Consider the following 18,210-nt stretch of genomic DNA (forward strand, 5'->3'; position numbering starts at 1 on the left):
ACGACGAGGCGCAGCGGCTGCTGGAGATGCTGACGCCGCGGGAGGTGGAGGTGCTGGTCCGGGTGGCCGACGGGGAGGACACGCGGCGGATCGCGGCGGGGATGGGCATCGCGCCGAGCACCGCGCGGACGCATGTCCAGCGGGTGCTGATGAAGCTGGGGGTGGGCTCGCGTTTGGAGGCGGCGGCCCTGGCCGCCCGCACGGGCCTGCTGGACCGCGCGGGTTCCCTGCGGGGCACGGCGCTCGAATAGCCACCCTGTGCTGTAGCGGGGCAGGGGCACTGCTCGCTGAGAGGTGCCGCTGCGCTCTGCCGGCCGACGGCGACTGCAACTCCCCAGGGGCGCGGGGAACTGCGCGACCAGCCCCCGCGCCCGCAGACGAAGACGGCGCTCTACTCCCCGCCCCGTTCCTCCGGCAGCCCCTCCGGAGGAACCGGCGGCGGAGTCGGCCGCAGCTTCAGCCAGGCCAGGAAGAAGATGCCCAGGAGCAGCATGCCGATGCCGGTCCACAGGTTGATGTTGACGCCCTCGGCCTTGTCGATCGCGGCCTGGGAGTCGGTGATGCCCGTGATCGTGACGATGACGCCGTAGACCACGAACAGTCCGCCGATGATGCGGCGCAGGTCGAAGATGCGCGCCGCGGTCGCGGACTTCGTCTCCAGCTCGGAGACCTCCCGCTGGACGTCTTCCTCGGTGTAGTGCAGCGGACGGCGCGGCTGCTCAGGATGCTCGGTCATGGTTTCCTCGATCCTCCCGCGTCAGAACGAGAACGGGATGTAGCAGACGGCGGCCAGGACGACCGCGCCCCAGCCCAGCAGGGCCGGCCTGCGGTACCAGGCCTCGTCACCGGGCGCGGGCGGTTCGGACATGCCGGGGGAACGGGTGCCGTAGACCAGGCCCTGCAGCTCCTCCACCGGCTTCGGCCGGGTGAACAGGGACACCGCGACCATCACGACCGCGCCGGCGACGAAGCCCGCGATCGCGGAGACGAAGTTGGCGCCCTGGTCGGAGGGGATCGAGATGACGCCCTCCTTGTAGAACACGAAATAGTTGATCATCGCGGCGGTGGTGCCGGCGAGCAGCCCCCAGAAGCCGGACTTCGCGGACGCGCGCTTCCAGAACATGCCGACGATGAAGACGACGAACATCGGCACGTTGAAGAAGGAGAACAGCGTCTGGAGGTAGCTCATGATGTTCGAGAACGAGGACGCCAGGAACGCCGTGCCGACGGAGGCGGAGACGCCGATCACGGTGATCAGACGGCCGAACCGCACGTAGTACTCGTCCTCGCGGCCCCGCACCACGTACCGCGCCCAGACGTCGTTGGTGAACACGGTGTTGAAGGACGACACGTTCGCCGCCATGCCCGCCATGAAGGCCGCCAGCAGACCGGTGACGGCGATGCCGAGCACACCGTTGGGCAGCAGTTCCTGCATCAGGTAGGGGATGGCGTCGTTGTACTGGTAGCCGGAGGCGGCCGTGCCGAACTGCGGGATGAGCGCGGCGGCGACCAGGCCCGGGATCATCACCAGGAAGACGATGAAGATCTTCGGGAAGGCGGCGATCAGCGGGGTCCGCTGCCCGGCGGAGAGGTTCTTCGCGGACAGGGCGCGCTGCACCTCGGCGAAGTTGGTGGTCCAGTAGCCGAAGGAGAGCACGAAGCCGAGGCCGAGGACGATGGTGAGCCAGTTGGCGCCGAGCGGGTTGGCCTCGCCGATGCCGGTGCCGCCCCAGGCCGTGGTGAAGTCGGCGCCGTGGTCCGCGGTGAGCTTGGCGGTCAGCCCGTCCCAGCCGCCGGCCTTCTTCAGGCCGAGCACGGTGATCGGGATGAGGGCGGCGAGGATCACGAAGAACTGGAGCACCTCGTTGTAGATCGCCGAGGACAGGCCGCCCAGGGTGATGTACGCGAGGACGAAGGCGCCGGCGACGACGATGGCGACCCACTGCGGCCAGCCGAGCAGGGCCTCGACGACGATCGCGAGGGCGTAGAGGTTGACGCCCGCGATCAGGATGGCGGCGAACGCGAACAGCAGGGAACTGAGCAGGTGGGCGGCCCGGTCGAAGCGCAGCAGCAGGAACTCGGGGACCGATCGGACCTTGCTGCCGTAGTAGAAGGGCATCATCACCAGGCCGAGGAAGACCATGGCGGGGATGGCGCCGATCCAGTACCAGTGGACGGTGTAGGCACCGTACTGGGCGCTGTTGGCGGCCATGCCGAGGATCTCGGTGGCCGCGAGGTTCGCCGAGATGAAGGCGAGGCCGGTGATCCACGCGGGCAGCGAGCGTCCGGAGAGGAAGAAGTCGAGGCTGGTCTTCACGGAGCGGCGGGCGGCGAACCCGATACCGAGGACGACGACGAAGTAGATCGCCAGGATCGAGTAGTCCAGCCAGTTGGTGGGGAGCCGTAGCTCCGCCGCCAGATAGGTGGGGGCGTCTGTGGGGGTTTGCATAAGAACTCGCTTCGTTGCGCGAACTGATCCAGAGCGGAACCTACGCCGCCGTGTTCGGTAAATGAACACTCTGACTGGTGTTCTTTGTTTGATTGTGATCGACGGAGGTGATGTCGGACTGTGGTCTGTTATGTTTGATTGTGTTGAGTCATTGGGTGCGGACACACCCCTCGGGGCCGAACAAGGAGTCCGGCGTGAAGAAGACCTCGACCCGGCTGGCCGACGGTCGTGAGCTGATCTACTACGACCTGCGGGACGACACCGTGCGCGACGCGGTCGACCGGCGGCCGCTGGACCGTACGGTCACCACGTCCGAGATCCGCCGCGACCCCCTGCTCGGCGACTCCGTCGCCGTCGCCTCCCACCGCCAGGGCCGCACCTACCACCCGCCGGCCGACGAGTGCCCCCTGTGCCCCACGCGGGGCGAGCGGCTCAGCGAGATCCCGGACTCCTCCTACGACGTCGTCGTCTTCGAGAACCGGTTCCCCTCCCTGGCCGGCGACTCCGGCCGCTGCGAGGTCGTCTGCTTCACCTCCGACCACGACGCCTCCTTCGCCGACCTCACGGAAGGTCAGGCGCGGCTGGTGCTGGACGCGTGGACGGACCGCACGTCGGAGCTGTCCCATCTGCCCTCCGTCGAGCAGGTGTTCTGTTTCGAGAACCGCGGTGCCGAGATCGGTGTGACCCTCGGCCACCCGCACGGACAGATCTACGCCTACCCCTTCACCACTCCGCGCACCGCGCTGATGCTCCGCTCGCTCGCCGCCCACAAGGAGGCCACCGGCGGGGAGAACCTGTTCGACGCGGTCCTGGAGCGGGAACGGGCCGGAGAGCGGGTCGTCCTTGAGGGTGAACACTGGGCGGCCTTCGTGCCGTACGCGGCGCACTGGCCGTACGAGGTCCACCTGTACCCGAAGCGCCGCGTGCCCGATCTGCTCGCCCTCGACGAGGCGGCACGCACAGAGTTCCCCCAGGTCTATCTGGAACTCTTGAGGCGCTTCGACCGGATCTTCGGCGAGGGTGAGCCTCCGACGCCGTACATCGCGGCCTGGCACCAGGCCCCGTTCGGCGCGCTGGCGGAGTTCGACGGCGTGACGCGCGACGACTTCGCGCTCCACCTCGAGCTTTTCACCATCCGCCGCACTTCCGGCAAGCTGAAGTTTCTCGCGGGTTCCGAGTCCGGCATGAACGTGTTCATCAACGACGTGCCGCCGGAGCGCGCGGCCGAGCGACTGCGAGAGGTAGCGAGTTCATGAAGTATCTGGTGACGGGTGGCGCGGGATACGTCGGCAGTGTCGTGGCCCAGCACCTGCTGGAGGCCGGCCACGAGGTGACGGTCCTCGACAACCTCTCCACCGGCTTCCGCGCGGGCGTCCCGGCCGGCGCGGCCTTCATCGAGGGCGACATCCGGGACGCCGCCAAGTGGCTCGACCCCTCCTTCGACGGCGTGCTGCACTTCGCCGCGTTCTCGCAGGTCGGCGAGTCGGTGGTGAAGCCGGAGAAGTACTGGGAGAACAACGTCGGCGGCAGCATGGCGCTGCTCGCCGCGATGCGCGAGGCCGGCGTCCGCAGGCTGGTGTTCTCCTCCACCGCGGCCACCTACGGCGAGCCGGAGCGGACGCCCATCCCGGAGGCCGCCCCGACCCGCCCCACCAGCCCCTACGGCGCCTCCAAGCTCGCCGTCGACCACATGATCACCAGCGAGGCGACCGCGCACGGCCTGGCCGCGGTCTCCCTGCGCTACTTCAACGTGGCGGGCGCGTACGGCGCGTACGGCGAGCGCCACGACCCCGAGTCGCACCTCATCCCGCTGGTCCTCCAGGTCGCCCAGGGCCGCCGCGACGCCATCTCGATCTACGGCGACGACTACCCCACCCCCGACGGCACCTGCGTCCGCGACTACATCCACGTCGCCGACCTGGCCGACGCCCACCTGCTGGCCCTGACCGCCGCCCGGCCGGGCGAGCACCTGATCTGCAACCTCGGCAACGGCAACGGCTTCTCCGTCCGCGAGGTCATCGAGACCGTCCGCGAGGTCACCGGCCACCCCATCCCCGAGGTGGTCGCCCCCCGCCGGGGCGGCGACCCCGCCGTCCTGGTCGCCTCCGCGGACACCGCCCGCGAGAAACTGGGCTGGAACCCGACCCGCGCGGACCTCGCGGGCATCGTCGCGGACGCGTGGGAGTTCGCGCAGAGCATCACAAGGGAGCACTAGTGGGGGCACAGCAGGTCGCGGACCGCTTCGCCGAGCTGTACGGGGCGGCGCCCGAGGGCGTGTGGGCGGCGCCCGGCCGGGTCAACCTGATCGGCGAGCACACCGACTACAACGACGGCTTCGTCATGCCGTTCGCGCTGCCGCACCAGGCGGTCGCGGCGGTCTCCCGCCGCACCGACGGCGTCCTGCGGCTGCACTCGGACGATATCGGGGGCGGGGTCGTGCAGCTGGGGCTCGCGGACCTCGCACCCGGGACCGACCGGGAGTGGACGGCGTACCCGGCGGGCGTGGTGTGGGCGCTGCGCGAGGCGGGCCACGAGATCACCGGCGCGGACGTGCACCTGTCCTCCACCGTCCCCACGGGCGCCGGCCTGTCCTCCTCCGCCGCCCTGGAGGTCGTGATCGCGCTGGCCCTCAGCGACCTGTACGGCCTCGGCCTGCCGCGCTGGAAGCTGGCCCGCCTGTGCCAGCGCGCCGAGAACGTCTACGTCGGCGCCCCGACCGGCATCATGGACCAGACGGCGTCGGCCTGCTGCGAACAGGGCCACGCCCTGTTCCTGGACACCCGTGACCTGTCCCAGCGGCAGATCCCCTTCGACCTCGCGGCCGAGGGGCTGCGGCTGCTGGTGGTGGACACCCAGGTCAAGCACGCCCACAGCGGCGGCGAGTACGGCAAGCGCCGGGCCGGCTGCGAGAAGGGCGCGGCCCTGCTCGGCGTCGACGCCCTGCGCGACATCCCGTACGACGGCCTGGACGCGGCCCTCGCCCGCCTCGGCGACGAGGAGGAGGTGGTCCGCCTGGTCCGGCACGTGGTGACGGAGGACCAGCGGGTCGAGCGCACGGTGGCCCTCCTGCACGCCGGCGAGACCCGCGCCATCGGCCCGGTCCTCACCGAGGGCCACGCCTCGCTGCGCGACGACTTCCGCATCTCCTGCCCCGAGCTGGACCTGGTCGTCGACACCGCCCTGGCGCACGGCGCCCTGGGCGCCCGGATGACCGGCGGCGGCTTCGGCGGCTCGGCGATCGTCCTGGCGGAGGCGACGGACGTCGACACCCTCACCAAGGCCGTCCAGGAGGCCTTCGCGGCAGCCGCCTTCACGGCCCCGCGCGTCTTCGAGGCGGTCCCCGCGGCGGGCGCCCGCCGCCTGGCCTGAGGCGTCGTCAGCCCAGGCGCTTGGTGAGCGTGTACTCCGTGATCCCCGGCGGGTAGTCGGGGATCACGCCCACCACCTCGTAGCCCTGTCCGCGGTAGAAGTCCGGGGCCTGGAAGTCCCAGGTCTCCAGGCGGGCCGCCGCGCAGCCGCGGTCGGCGCGGGCGATGCGCTCCGCCTCGGCCAGCAGCCGGGTGCCGAGGCCCGCGCCGCGGTGGCGGGCGTCGACCCACAGGTAGGTGATGTGCAGCCAGGTCGTCCAGGTGTGGCCGACCAGGCCGCCGGCGAGGTCGCCGGCGGAGTCCAGCGCCCAGACGTGGAGGGGGACCTCGCGCTCGCCGGGCGTGCCGCGCAGCGCGGCGAGCACCGGGGACGCCGCCGTGTTGGTGTCCCGCAGCCGCGACCGGAGCAGATCACGTCGGCCTTTGTCGACTTCCGCCTCAATACGAAACATGCGGCACACCATAAACGCGTCGGACGGCCAGTTCTGCAAATCTCCTTCCGCTGCGTGCTCTCATCCGTACTCTGTGGAGCAGCACCGGTGGGGGCCGGTGCCGCTCAGGGGGCGAGACAGGCGGGTACGGCGCCCGCGGTGGGGGTAGCAGTCTCCGCAACGGCGGCGGCCGTGCGGTGCGTGCCCTTGTCCGCGGGTGTCGTACCCGCGTCAGTCGTCGTTCTCCGGATCCTTTCCGGGTTTTTCCGGGCCGGCCTATTCCGGAGCTTTCCGGACCTTGGTATCCCCTGCTCCACGCGGAGCCTGGGGGAGGGGGTTACGTGGTTCGTATCCGAGTCCTGGTCGTGGACGACCACCGCATCTTCGCCGAGTCGCTCGCCGCCGCCCTGGCCGCCGAGCCCGACGTCGACGTCTTCGCCGCGGGCAGCGGCCCGGCCGCGCTGCGCTGCCTGGAGCGCGCCGCCGGCGAGGGCCGCCGCTACGACGTGCTGCTGGTCGACGCCGACCTGGGCGGCCGGCTGCCGGGCACCCGTCCGGCCGTACCGGTGCAGGAGGGCGACGAGGAGGGCCTGGTCGACGGGATCTCGCTGGTCACCGGGGTGCGGGCCGCCCAGCCCGCCGTACGCATCGTCGTCCTCGCCGAGAAGGACGACCCGCGCCGCGCGGCCCTCGCGCTGCAGGCCGGGGCCTCCGGCTGGGTCGCCAAGGACTGCTCGCTGTCCCGGCTGCTGACGGTGATCCGGGGGGTGCTGCGCGACGAGACCCATCTGCCGCCCGCGCTGCTCACCGGGGTGCTGAAGGAGCTGACGGCGGCGCGCAAGCACCGCACCGAGAGCGAGCGGCTGGTGGAGTCCCTCACCCCGCGGGAGCGGGAGGTGCTGCGCTGCATGGTCGCCGGGCTGGGCCGCAAGGCCGTCGCCGAGCGGCTGTTCCTCTCCCCGCACACCGTCCGCACCCACATGCAGAACGTCCTCGGCAAGCTGGGCGTCCACTCCACGCTGGCCGCCGTCGCGCTGGCGCGGCGCGCCGGGGTGGGGCCGGTCGACCTAACCGGGGATGTTGTCGAACGGGGCGGTCAGCTGGCGTAGCAGCCCGGCCAGTTCCGCGCGCTGGGCGCGGGACAGCTCGCCGAGGATCGCCCGCTCCTGGTCCAGCAGGCCTGCCAGCGCCTGGTCCGCGCGGTCCCGGCCCTCGTCGGTCAGCCGGACCAGCACGCCCCGCCGGTCGCTCGGGTCGGGCAGCCGTTCCACCAGGCCCTTCTTCGCCAGCCGGTCGATCCGGTTGGTCATGGTGCCGGAGGTGACGAGGGTCTGCGTCAGCAGCTGGCCGGGGGAGAGCTGGTACGGCGTTCCCGCGCGCCGGAGCGCGGTGAGGACATCGAACTCCCAGGGCTCCAGCTGGTGCTCGGCGAAGGCGAGCCGGCGGGCGCGGTCCAGGTGCCGGGCGAGTCGGCTCACCCGGCTGAGCACTTCCAGCGGCTCCACGTCGAGGTCCGGACGCTCCCGGCGCCACGCTGCGACCAGCCGATCGACCTCGTCCTCCATGGAGATCAGTGTAGTGGTTGTGTCGACGTGAAGTCTCTTGACGTCGAGCCTCTTGACATCGAGATAGTGCCCTCGGAGAGTGGATCCATGACGACGCCCCGCTGGGACCCCCACCAGTACCTCCGCCACGCCGGGCACCGGACCCGGCCCTGCACCGACCTCCTCGCCCGGATCCCCGCGCTGCCCGGCGACCGGCCCCGCATCGCCGACCTCGGCTGCGGCCCCGGCAACGTCACCGCCCTCCTCGCCGACCGCTGGCCCACCGCGCACATCACCGGCTACGACAACTCGCCCGAGATGCTCGACAAGGCCCACGTCGACCACGAGGGACCCACGGCCGGCGGCCGGCTCGACTTCGCCCGCGCCGACCTGCGGACCTGGACGCCCCCGGAGCCGTACGACCTGATCGTCTCCCACGCCACCCTCCAGTGGGTGCCGGGCCACACCGACCGGTTCGCCGACTGGATCGCCGCCCTGCCCCCCGGCGGCATCCTCGCCTTCCAGGTCCCCGACAACATCGACGCCCCCCTGCACGCCCTCATGCGCGACCTCGCCGACAGCCCCCGCTGGCGCGACCGCCTCGCCGGCGTCCTGCGCCGCACGGACTCCGTCCGCACCCCCGGCGCCTACCTGGACACCCTCACCCGCCTCGGCTGCACCGCCGACGTGTGGCGGACGACGTACTTCCACGTCCTCGGGGGCGAGGACCCCGTCCTGGACTGGGCGAAGGGCACCGGCCTGCGCCCCGCCCTGACCGCCCTCGCCGACGACCCCGAGGCCCGGGACGCCTTCCTCACCGCATACCGGGACCTGCTGCGCACGGCCTACCCGAGCGCCCCCTACGGCACGGTCCTGCCGTTCCGCCGGCTCTTCGCCGTCGCCGTCAAGCAGGCGTGAGGGTCACGCCTTGCGGTGGCCTATCAGCCGCGGCTTCGGCTCCAGGCCGTCCAGACCGTGCCAGGCCAGGTTCACCAGGTGGGCCGCCACCTCCGCCTTCTTCGGGCGGCGCACGTCCAGCCACCACTGGCCGGTCAGCGCGACCATGCCGACCAGCGCCTGGGCGTACAGCGGGGCGAGCTTGGGATCGAAACCGCGGGACTTGAACTCGCGGCCCAGGATGTCCTCCACCTGAGTGGCGATGTCGGAGATCAGGGAGGCGAAGGAACCCGTGGACTGGGGGATGGGGGAGTCGCGGACCAGGATGCGGAAGCCGTCCGTGTACTCCTCGATGTAGTCCAGCAGCGCGAACGCCGCCTGCTCGCACAGCTCACGCGGATGACCCGCGGTCAGCGAGCTGGTCACCATGTCCAGCAGACGGCGCATCTCGCGGTCCACCACCACCGCGTACAGCCCCTCCTTGCCGCCGAAGTGCTCGTACACCACCGGTTTGGACACCCCGGCCTTCGCCGCGATCTCCTCCACCGACGTGCCCTCGAAACCTTTCGCCGCGAAGAGGGTGCGACCGATCTCCAGCAGCTGCTGGCGGCGCTCGGCACCGGTCATACGGGTCCGGCGGGTCCGCCGCTGCTTGTCGTTGCCTGAGGTGCTGCTGGAGTCGGTCGCCACGGCGTCAATCATGCCGCCTCGGCGGCCTCCGTCCGGCGCCGGGAGCCGCCTTCCCCGGTGTTACGGCGCGAATCGATACGGGAGCGTGACGGCCAGCGCACGTCGTACGCCCAGCCGAGCCGCTCGAACCAGCGGATGAACCGCGCGGAGGAGTCCAGCTGGCCGCGCATCACGCCGTGCCGCGCCGAGGTCGGGTCGGCGTGGTGCAGGTTGTGCCAGGACTCCCCGCAGGACAGGATCGCCAGCCACCACACGTTGCCCGAGCGGTCCCGCGACTTGAACGGCCGCTTGCCGACCGCGTGGCAGATCGAGTTGATCGACCACGTCACGTGGTGCAGCAGCGCCACCCGGACGAGCGAACCCCAGAAGAACGCGGTGAACGCGCCCCACCAGGACATCGTCACCAGGCCCCCGATCAGCGGCGGGAGCAGCAGGGACACCACCGTCCACAGCGCGAACTGGCGGGAGATCGTCCGGATCGCCTTGTCCTTGATCAGGTCCGGGGCGTACTTGTCCTGCGGAGTCTGCTCCTCGTCGAACATCCAGCCGATGTGCGCCCACCACAGGCCCTTCATCAGCGCCGGAACCGTCTCCCCGAACCGCCACGGCGAGTGCGGGTCACCCTCCGCGTCGGAGAACTTGTGGTGCTTGCGGTGATCGGCCACCCAGCGCACCAGGGGCCCCTCTACCGCCAGCGACCCCATGATCGCCAGCGCGATCCGCAGGGGCCGTTTGGCCTTGAACGAACCATGGGTGAAGTACCGGTGGAAACCGATCGTGATGCCGTGGCACCCCAGGAAGTAGAAGAAGACCAGCAGGCCCAGATCGAGCCAGCTCACCCCCCAGCCCCAGGCCAGCGGCACGGCCGCCACCAGTGCCAGGAACGGCACGGTGATGAACAGGAGCAGCGTGATCTGCTCGATCGAACGCTTCTGCTCGCCGCCCAGCGTGGCGGAGGGGGGAGGTGTGTCGGTGGCCTGACGGGCTTCTTCGATCACATCGGAACTTGAGGTCATGCGCGTCCCCTGTGGGGTCGAGGGTCAAGACAGATGCCGGGGGCCGCCGGGACCGCGCGGGACTCGACGGTGCTTCCCTACGGTTCCGTAACCTACGGCGACGTAAGTATGGCAGCGAGATGTGCGGCGGCAAGAGCCCCAGACCCTGCGCGTCCACATGGCCACCTATCCTTGGAGTCGGTCGGACAGCGCGGTCCGCTGAAGTTTCCTTCCCGGACCCTCCGGCGCGTATGCGGCGTCCGCCGCGCGGCAGCCGGTCGGGTTCCCTCCCAGACGAGCTTCAACACTGCAAGGAGCCGCACCTGTGAGCAGTGCCGACGACCAGACCACCACGACCAGCAGCGAGCTGCGTGCCGACATCCGCCGGCTGGGTGATCTCCTCGGGGAGACCCTCGTCCGGCAGGAAGGCCCGGAACTCCTCGAACTGGTCGAGAAGGTCCGCCGCCTCACCCGCGAGGACGGCGAGGCCGCCGCCGAGCTGCTGCGCGGCACCGAGCTGGAGACCGCGGCCAAGCTGGTCCGCGCGTTCTCCACCTACTTCCACCTTGCCAACATCACCGAACAGGTGCACCGCGGCCGGGAACTGCGCGCCAAGCGCGCCGCCGAGGGCGGACTGCTCTCGCGCACCGCCGACCGGCTCAAGGACGCCGACCCCGAGCACCTGAAGCAGACCGTCCAGAACCTCAACGTGCGGCCGGTCTTCACCGCCCACCCCACCGAGGCCGCACGCCGGTCCGTCCTCAACAAGCTCCGGCGCATCGCCGCACTCCTGGACACCCCCGTCCTCGACTCCGACCGCCGCCGCCACGACGTCCGCCTCGCCGAGAACATCGACCTCGTCTGGCAGACCGACGAGCTGCGCGTCGTCCGGCCCGAACCCGCCGACGAGGCCCGCAACGCCATCTACTACCTGGACGAACTCCACGCCGACGCGGTCGGAGACGTCCTGGAGGACCTCACCGCCGAACTGGAGCGCGTCGGCGTCAAGCTGCCCGACGACACCCGCCCCCTCACCTTCGGCACCTGGATCGGCGGCGACCGCGACGGCAACCCCAACGTCACCCCCCAGGTCACCTGGGACGTCCTCATCCTCCAGCACGAACACGGCATCAACGACGCCCTGGAGATGATCGACGAGCTGCGCGGACTGCTCTCCAACTCCATCCGCTACACCGGCGCCACCGACGAGCTGCTGGACTCCCTCAAGGCCGACCTCGACCTGCTCCCCGAGATCAGCCCCCGCTACAAGCGGCTCAACGCCGAGGAGCCCTACCGGCTCAAGGCCACCTGCATCCGGCAGAAGCTGGAGAACACCAAGCAGCGCCTCGCCAAGGGCACCCCGCACGAGGACGGCCGCGACTACCTCGGCACCAGCGAGCTGCTGAAGGACCTCCGGATCATCCAGGCCTCCCTGCGCGAACACCGCGGCGGCCTGTTCGCCGACGGCCGCCTGGCCCGCACCATCCGCACCCTGGCCGCCTTCGGCCTCCAGCTCGCCACCATGGACGTCCGCGAACACGCCGACGCCCACCACCACGCCCTCGGCCAGCTCTTCGACCGCCTCGGCGAGGAATCCTGGCGCTACGCCGACATGCCCCGCGACTACCGGGCCAAGCTCCTCGCCAAGGAACTGCGCTCCAGAAGGCCGCTCGCCCCCACCCCGGCCCCCGTGGACGCGGCCGGGCAGAAGACCCTCGGCGTCTTCGAGACCGTCAAGAAGGCCCTGGACGTCTTCGGCCCCGAGGTCATCGAGTCGTACATCATCTCGATGTGCCAGGGCGCCGACGACGTCTTCGCCGCCACCGTGCTCGCCCGCGAGGCCGGCCTCATCGACCTGCACGCCGGCTGGGCGAAGATCGGCATCGTCCCCCTCCTGGAGACCACCGACGAGCTGAAGGCCGCCGACACCATCCTGGAGGACATGCTCTCCGACCCGTCCTACCGGCGCCTGGTCGCGCTGCGCGGCGACGTCCAGGAGGTCATGCTCGGCTACTCCGACTCCTCCAAGTTCGGCGGCATCACCACCAGCCAGTGGGAGATCCACCGCGCCCAGCGGCGCCTGCGCGACGTCGCCCACCGCTACGGCGTCCGGCTGCGCCTCTTCCACGGCCGCGGCGGCACCGTCGGCCGCGGCGGCGGCCCCTCCCACGACGCGATCCTCGCCCAGCCCTGGGGCACCCTGGAGGGCGAGATCAAGGTCACCGAGCAGGGCGAGGTCATCTCCGACAAGTACCTCATCCCCTCCCTCGCCCGGGAGAACCTGGAACTGACCGTCGCCGCCACCCTCCAGGCCTCCGCCCTGCACACCGCCCCCCGCCAGTCCGACGAGGCCCTCGCCCGCTGGGACGCGGCCATGGACGTCGTCTCCGACGCCGCCCACGCCGCCTACCGGCGCCTCGTCGAGGACCCGGACCTGCCGACGTACTTCCTCGCGTCGACGCCGGTGGACCAGCTCGCCGACCTGCACCTGGGCTCCCGCCCCTCCCGCCGCCCCGGCTCCGGCGTCTCGCTCGACGGCCTGCGCGCCATCCCGTGGGTGTTCGGCTGGACCCAGTCCCGCCAGATCGTCCCCGGCTGGTTCGGCGTCGGCTCCGGCCTCAAGGCCCTGCGCGAAGCCGGCCTGGACACCGTGCTGGACGAGATGCACCAGCAGTGGCACTTCTTCCGCAACTTCATCTCCAACGTCGAGATGACCCTCGCCAAGACGGACCTGCGGATCGCCCAGCACTACGTCGACACCCTCGTCCCCGACGACCTCAAGCACGTCTTCGACACCATCAAGGCCGAACACGAGCTGACCGTCCGCGAGGTCCTGCGCGTCACCGGCGAAGAGGAACTGCTGGACGCCCAGCCCGTCCTCAAGCAGACCTTCGCCATCCGCGACGCCTACCTGGACCCCATCTCCTACCTCCAGGTCGCCCTGCTCAAGCGGCAGCGCGAGGCGGCGGCGGCCGGCGTCAGCCCCGACCCCCTGCTCTCCCGCGCCCTGCTCCTCACCGTCAACGGCGTGGCGGCCGGCCTGCGCAACACCGGCTGACCCGCCCGGAGCGGACCCCCTCCGGAAAAGCAGGTGCCCCCGAGGTCCTACGACCCCGGGGGCACCCCCGTGTCACGTCACTGCAAGGCCACGAACGCCGCCGTCAGCAGGACCGCCCCGGACAACCCCAGCACCCACGCCGGGCGGACCAGCCGCATCCCGCCCGCGACCACCACCGCGGCCAGCAGCAGCGCCCCGCCCAGCGGCAGCCACGCGTACAGGATCCCCGCCGGGCCCGACCGCACCGCGTCCCCGGAACCCGGCTTCAGCACCACGTCGTACGTCGCCCCCGTCCGCACCGCCACCGAGTGCGCGATCTCCACCCGCGCCCGCGGACGCGCCCCCGCCGACGTCGGCGTGAACGGCCCCGTACAGGTGTCCCCGGCACACCGCGTCACCTCGACCGTGCCGGTCTCACGCCCCTTCACCAGCATCACGTGCTGTGCGGTCCCCCAGGAACCCCACACCCCGGCGAACAGGATCAGCGCGGCGAACGCGCCCGCCATCGAGACCCGCCCGAACCGCAGAGCGGTCACGGAGGCCCGGCGAGCGGAGGTGGCTGTGGCAGGCATGGCCGGGATCATTGGCCATCGCCCTACGACCGGTCAACTCCGGTGCAGGGCAAGAAGGGACAAGTCAGGAGGTGTACGACACCCTCGCGGTCACGAGTTGTACGCGCTCTGCGCCCGCTCCAGCCCCTCCGTCACCAGACACTCCACCGCGTCCGCCGCACGGTCCACGAACCAGTCCAGCTCCTTGCGCTCCACCGAGGAGAAGTCCTTCAGCACGAAGTCGGCCACCTGCATCCGCCCCGGCGGCCGGCCGATCCCGCACCGCACCCGGTGATAGTCCGGCCCCATCGCCTTCGTCATCGACTTCAGGCCGTTGTGCCCGTTGTCGCCGCCGCCCAGCTTCAGCCGCAGCGTGCCGTAGTCGATGTCCAGCTCGTCATGGACCGCCACGATGTTCCCCAGCGGAACCTTGTAGAAGTCCCGCAGCGCGTTCACCGGACCACCGGACAGATTCATGTACGACATCGGCTTCGCCAGGACCACCCGGCGGCTCGCCGGCCCCGCCGGACCGATCCGCCCCTCCAGCACCTGCGCCTGCGCCTTGCCCGCCCGCTTGAACTTCCCCCCGATCCGCTCCGCGAGCAGATCCGCCACCATGAAGCCGACGTTGTGCCGGTTCATGGCGTACTCCGGCCCGGGATTGCCGAGCCCGACGATCAGCCAGGGATCACTGGCGGAGGTGGTCACGTCCATGTCTCCTTGATACGCGCCAGCCGCCGCCCCCCGCGAGGGAGGCAGCGGCTGAACAGATGATGACGACGGGGAGGATCAGGCCTCCGCCGCCTCCTCGCCCTCGGCGGTCTCGCCCTCGGTCTCCTCGGCCTGGGCCTGCAGGACCTGGAGCACCACCGCGTCGGCGTCCACGGCCAGCGACACGCCGTTCGGCAGGGTGATGTCCTTGGCGTGGACGGAGGCACCGGCCTCCAGACCCTCGATGGAGACGGTCACGGCCTCGGGGATGTGCGTGGCCTCGGCCTCGACCGGCAGCGCGTCCAGGACATGCTCCAGCAGGTTGCCGCCCGGGGCCAGCTCGCCCTCGGTGTGCACCGGGATGTCGACCGTGACCTTCTCGCCGCGCTTGACCAGCAGCAGGTCGACGTGCTCCAGGAAGCCCTTCAGCGGGTCGCGCTGCACGGCCTTCGGGATCGCCAGCTCGTTGGTCTTGCCGTCGATGTCCAGGGAGATCAGGACGTTCGGCGTACGCAGCGCCAGCAGCAGGTCGTGGCCCGGCAGGGTCAGGTGCAGCGGGTCGGAGCCGTGGCCGTACAGAACGACCGGCACCTTGTTCTCACGGCGGATGCGGCGCGCGGCACCCTTGCCGAACTCGGTGCGGGTCTCGGCGCTGAGCTTCACCTCGGACATATGGATCACTCCTCGTAGGAAATCGGAACGGACGTGGTCACCCGGCCACGAACGGCCTGCTACGAAGAGCGCGTCGATAACGGACCGCCGTATTCGTGTCACACGAGTACGGCCTCCCTCGCCGAGCAACTGCGTCAGTTTACTCGGAGGGGGAGGCCGTACCCAAAACGATCACCGGGAGGGATCACAGGGAGGGGCGCAGAAACCTCACTGCTCGTCGAAGAGGCTCGTCACCGAACCGTCCTCGAAGACCTCGCGCACCGCGCTCGCGATCGTCGGAGCGATCGACAGCACCGTGATCTTGTCCAGGTCCCGGCTCAGCTCCGCCGGCGTCGGCAGCGTGTTCGTGAACACGAACTCGCTCACCCGCGAGTTCTTCAGCCGGTCCGCCGCCGGACCCGAGAGCACACCGTGCGTCGCCGTCACGATGACGTCCTCCGCCCCGTGCGCGAACAGCGCGTCCGCCGCGGCACAGATCGTGCCACCCGTGTCGATCATGTCGTCCACCAGGACACACACGCGACCCTTGACCTCGCCCACGACCTCGTGGACCGTCACCTGGTTCGCCACGTCCTTGTCCCGGCGCTTGTGCACGATCGCCAGCGGCGCGCCGAGCCGGTCGCACCACCGGTCCGCCACCCGCACCCGGCCGGCGTCCGGCGAGACCACCGTCAGCTTCTCCCGGTCCACCTTCGCGCCCACGTAGTCCGCCAGCAGCGGCAGCGCGAACAGGTGGTCCACCGGACCGTCGAAGAAGCCCTGGATCTGGTCCGTGTGCAGATCCACGGTCAGGATGCGGTCCGCACCCGCCGTCTTCATCAGATCCGCGATCAGACGCGCCGAGATCGGTTCACGACCCCGGTGCTTCTTGTCCTGCCGCGCGTAACCGTAGAACGGCACGATGACCGTGATGGAGCGGGCCGACGCACGCTTCAGCGCGTCGATCATGATCAGCTGCTCCATGATCCACTTGTTGATCGGAGCCGTGTGGCTCTGGATCAGGAAGCAGTCCGCACCGCGAGCCGACTCCTGGTAACGGACGTAGATCTCGCCGTTCGCGAAGTCGAAGGCCTTCGTCGGGACGACCCCGACACCCAGCTGCTGGGCGACCTCCTCGGCAAGCTCGGGGTGGGCGCGGCCGGAGAAGAACATCATCTTCTTCTCGCCGGTCGTCTTGATCCCGGTCACAGCACTGTCTCCTCAGAGGTTGTCTCAGCCAACCGGCTGCTCGGCGACCTCTCGGCTGGGCAGGAGAGGCCGTATCAGCTGGTAAGGGTGCGGGTGCACACGTGCGGATGTGCACTTATCACGGTACGCCGTGTTTGGCGCACCCGTTTCCGGTCAGTCCTCGCTCTCACCCTGCCGGGACGCCGCCTCGGCCGCCTTCGCCGCCGCACTCCCGGGACGCTTGCGGGCCACCCAACCCTCGATATTCCGCTGCTGACCACGGGCCACGGCCAGCGAACCGGGCGGCACATCCTTCGTGATCACCGACCCGGCGGCGGTGTAGGCACCGTCCCCGACCGTGACAGGAGCCACAAACATGTTGTCCGAACCGGTCCGGCAATGCGACCCGACCGTGGTGTGGTGCTTGTCCTGACCGTCGTAGTTCACGAACACGCTCGCCGCGCCGATGTTCGTGTACTCACCGATCGTCGCGTCCCCCACGTACGACAGGTGCGGCACCTTCGTGCCCTCCCCGATCGAGGCGTTCTTCGTCTCGACGTACGTCCCGATCTTCCCCTTGGCACCCAGACGGGTCCCCGGCCGCAGGTACGCGTACGGCCCCACGGACGCCGACGCGCCCACCACGGCCCCGTCGGACACCGTGTTGTCCACCCGGGCCCCGGGACCCACCTTCGTGTCCCTCAGCCGGCTGTTGGGGCCGACCTCCGCACCCTCACCGAGATGCGTGGCCCCCATGAGCTGCGTCCCCGGATGCACCACGGCGTCCCGCTCGAAGGTCACGGTCACGTCGACCCACGTGGTCGCCGGATCGACGACCGTGACACCGTCCAGCATCGCCCGGGTCAGCAGCCGGTCGTTGAGGATCCGGCGCGCCTCGGCGAGCTGCACCCGGTTGTTGATGCCGGCGATCTCCCGGTGGTCACCGGCCACCGACGCGCCGACCCGGTGCCCGGCCTCCCGCAGGATCCCGAGCACGTCCGTGAGGTACTCCTCGCCCTGGCTGTTGTCCGTCCGCACCTTCTTCAGCGCGTCCGCCAGCAGCTGCCCGTCGAACGCGAACACACCGCTGTTGATCTCCCGGATCGCCCGCTGGACCTCGGTCGCGTCCTTGTGCTCCACGATCGCGGTGACGGCACCCGTCGCCTCGTCCCGCACGATCCGGCCGTAACCGGTCGCGTCCGGCACCTCGGCGGTGAGCACGGTCACGGCGTTGCCGTCGGCGTGGTGGGTCTCGGCGAGCCGCCGGAGCGTCTCGGCGGTGAGCAGCGGCGTGTCCCCGCACACCACCACGACGGTCCCGTCCACGGCCCCGCCCAGCTCCTCCAGGCCCATCCGTACGGCGTGCCCGGTGCCGTTCTGCTCCGCCTGTACGGCGGTCCTGACAGCCGGGTCGATCTCGGCGAGGTGGGCGCCGACCTGCTCACGGGCGTGCCCCACGACGACGACCAGGTTCTGCGGGTCCAACTCACGGGCCGCGGCCAGCACATGGCCGACCAGGGAACGGCCGCAGATCTCGTGCAGGACTTTCGGTGTGGCCGACTTCATACGGGTGCCCTCACCCGCTGCGAGAACGACGACGGCGGCCGGGCGGATGGCGCTCACGGGGTTGCCCTTCGGCTCTGGATGGGTGGGGGTGACAGCCGCAGGATACCGGGG

General features: G+C 70.6%; 18 protein-coding genes. 7 read left to right on the forward strand and 11 right to left on the reverse strand.

Going from position 1 to position 18,210, the window contains the following annotated elements; translation table 11 throughout:
* The coding region (locus CCN44_RS24275; protein ID WP_143649942.1) for a helix-turn-helix domain-containing protein at positions 1-251 on the forward strand (251 nt) is incomplete at its 5' end.
* A 140-nt stretch (positions 252-391) separates the two neighbouring features.
* Here the strand turns inward: CCN44_RS24275 and CCN44_RS24280 are convergent.
* Both CCN44_RS24280 and CCN44_RS24285 read right to left on the reverse strand, forming a co-directional pair.
* Positions 392-736: a hypothetical protein gene (locus tag CCN44_RS24280; protein ID WP_059250963.1), complete on the reverse strand. Its 345-nt coding sequence runs from the start codon at positions 734-736 to the stop codon at positions 392-394.
* 21 nt (positions 737-757) lie between these two features.
* On the reverse strand, positions 758-2,449 hold the full coding sequence (locus CCN44_RS24285) for a sodium:solute symporter family protein (protein ID WP_059250965.1): 1,692 nt from the start codon (positions 2,447-2,449) through the stop codon (positions 758-760).
* Between the two features lie 194 nt (positions 2,450-2,643).
* On the opposite strand from CCN44_RS24285, the gene galT reads away from it, so the two are divergent.
* From galT to galK, 3 genes are read left to right on the forward strand one after another with little or no spacing between them, the layout of a single operon-like run.
* A complete protein-coding gene (gene galT, locus CCN44_RS24290; RefSeq protein ID WP_059250967.1) occupies positions 2,644-3,705 on the forward strand; it encodes a galactose-1-phosphate uridylyltransferase in 1,062 nt (353 codons plus the stop codon).
* Entirely contained in the window at positions 3,702-4,664 is a 963-nt protein-coding gene (gene galE, locus CCN44_RS24295) for a UDP-glucose 4-epimerase GalE (protein WP_059250969.1), read from the forward strand. The genes galT and galE overlap by 4 nt, the downstream gene beginning before the upstream one ends.
* The gene (gene galK / locus CCN44_RS24300; RefSeq protein ID WP_086699518.1) at positions 4,664-5,818 is read left to right on the forward strand and encodes a galactokinase; all 1,155 of its coding nucleotides are present in this window, start codon (positions 4,664-4,666) and stop codon (positions 5,816-5,818) included. Before galE ends, galK begins: the two co-directional genes overlap by 1 nt.
* Positions 5,819-5,825: 7 nt before the next feature.
* Here galK and CCN44_RS24305 read toward each other — a convergent pair whose 3' ends face one another.
* A complete protein-coding gene (locus CCN44_RS24305; RefSeq protein WP_059250973.1) occupies positions 5,826-6,281 on the reverse strand; it encodes a GNAT family N-acetyltransferase in 456 nt (151 codons plus the stop codon).
* A 308-nt stretch (positions 6,282-6,589) separates the two neighbouring features.
* Between CCN44_RS24305 and CCN44_RS24310 the strand changes: the two genes are divergently transcribed.
* Positions 6,590-7,357, forward strand: a complete 768-nt coding sequence (locus tag CCN44_RS24310) for a LuxR C-terminal-related transcriptional regulator (RefSeq protein ID WP_059250975.1) — start codon at positions 6,590-6,592, stop codon at positions 7,355-7,357.
* Here the strand turns inward: CCN44_RS24310 and tamR are convergent.
* A complete protein-coding gene (gene tamR, locus CCN44_RS24315; protein WP_059250977.1) occupies positions 7,316-7,813 on the reverse strand; it encodes a MarR family transcriptional regulator TamR in 498 nt (165 codons plus the stop codon). The genes CCN44_RS24310 and tamR overlap by 42 nt on opposite strands.
* 87 nt (positions 7,814-7,900) lie before the next feature.
* On the opposite strand from tamR, the gene CCN44_RS24320 reads away from it, so the two are divergent.
* The gene (locus CCN44_RS24320) at positions 7,901-8,710 is read left to right on the forward strand and encodes a trans-aconitate 2-methyltransferase (protein ID WP_086699520.1); all 810 of its coding nucleotides are present in this window, start codon (positions 7,901-7,903) and stop codon (positions 8,708-8,710) included.
* Between the two features lie 3 nt (positions 8,711-8,713).
* Here the strand turns inward: CCN44_RS24320 and CCN44_RS24325 are convergent, their stop codons facing one another.
* Complete coding sequence (locus CCN44_RS24325) at positions 8,714-9,391, reverse strand: TetR/AcrR family transcriptional regulator (protein ID WP_030778996.1); 678 nt, start codon at positions 9,389-9,391, stop codon at positions 8,714-8,716.
* On the reverse strand, positions 9,388-10,395 hold the full coding sequence (locus CCN44_RS24330; RefSeq protein WP_059250981.1) for an acyl-CoA desaturase: 1,008 nt from the start codon (positions 10,393-10,395) through the stop codon (positions 9,388-9,390). Before CCN44_RS24330 ends, CCN44_RS24325 begins: the two co-directional genes overlap by 4 nt.
* Before the next feature lie 304 nt (positions 10,396-10,699).
* On the opposite strand from CCN44_RS24330, the gene ppc reads away from it, so the two are divergent.
* Positions 10,700-13,432, forward strand: a complete 2,733-nt coding sequence (gene ppc, locus CCN44_RS24335) for a phosphoenolpyruvate carboxylase (protein WP_086699522.1) — start codon at positions 10,700-10,702, stop codon at positions 13,430-13,432.
* A gap of 77 nt (positions 13,433-13,509) precedes the next feature.
* Here ppc and CCN44_RS24340 read toward each other — a convergent pair whose 3' ends face one another.
* The 5 genes from CCN44_RS24340 to glmU form a co-directional block, all read right to left on the reverse strand.
* Positions 13,510-14,016: a hypothetical protein gene (locus CCN44_RS24340; protein ID WP_063808568.1), complete on the reverse strand. Its 507-nt coding sequence runs from the start codon at positions 14,014-14,016 to the stop codon at positions 13,510-13,512.
* Between the two features lie 78 nt (positions 14,017-14,094).
* Positions 14,095-14,697, reverse strand: coding sequence for an aminoacyl-tRNA hydrolase (pth, locus tag CCN44_RS24345; RefSeq protein ID WP_059250984.1), 603 nt, complete (start codon positions 14,695-14,697; stop codon positions 14,095-14,097).
* A 75-nt stretch (positions 14,698-14,772) separates the two neighbouring features.
* On the reverse strand, positions 14,773-15,366 hold the full coding sequence (locus tag CCN44_RS24350) for a 50S ribosomal protein L25/general stress protein Ctc (protein WP_059250987.1): 594 nt from the start codon (positions 15,364-15,366) through the stop codon (positions 14,773-14,775).
* 207 nt (positions 15,367-15,573) lie between these two features.
* A complete protein-coding gene (locus CCN44_RS24355; RefSeq protein ID WP_059250989.1) occupies positions 15,574-16,554 on the reverse strand; it encodes a ribose-phosphate diphosphokinase in 981 nt (326 codons plus the stop codon).
* Positions 16,555-16,707: 153 nt separating this feature from the next.
* Complete coding sequence (glmU, locus tag CCN44_RS24360) at positions 16,708-18,156, reverse strand: bifunctional UDP-N-acetylglucosamine diphosphorylase/glucosamine-1-phosphate N-acetyltransferase GlmU (RefSeq protein ID WP_079081050.1); 1,449 nt, start codon at positions 18,154-18,156, stop codon at positions 16,708-16,710.
* Between the last annotated feature and the right edge of the window lie 54 nt (positions 18,157-18,210).

Source organism: Streptomyces tricolor, from assembly GCF_002155905.1.
Classification (GTDB): Bacteria; Actinomycetota; Actinomycetes; order Streptomycetales; family Streptomycetaceae; genus Streptomyces; species Streptomyces tricolor.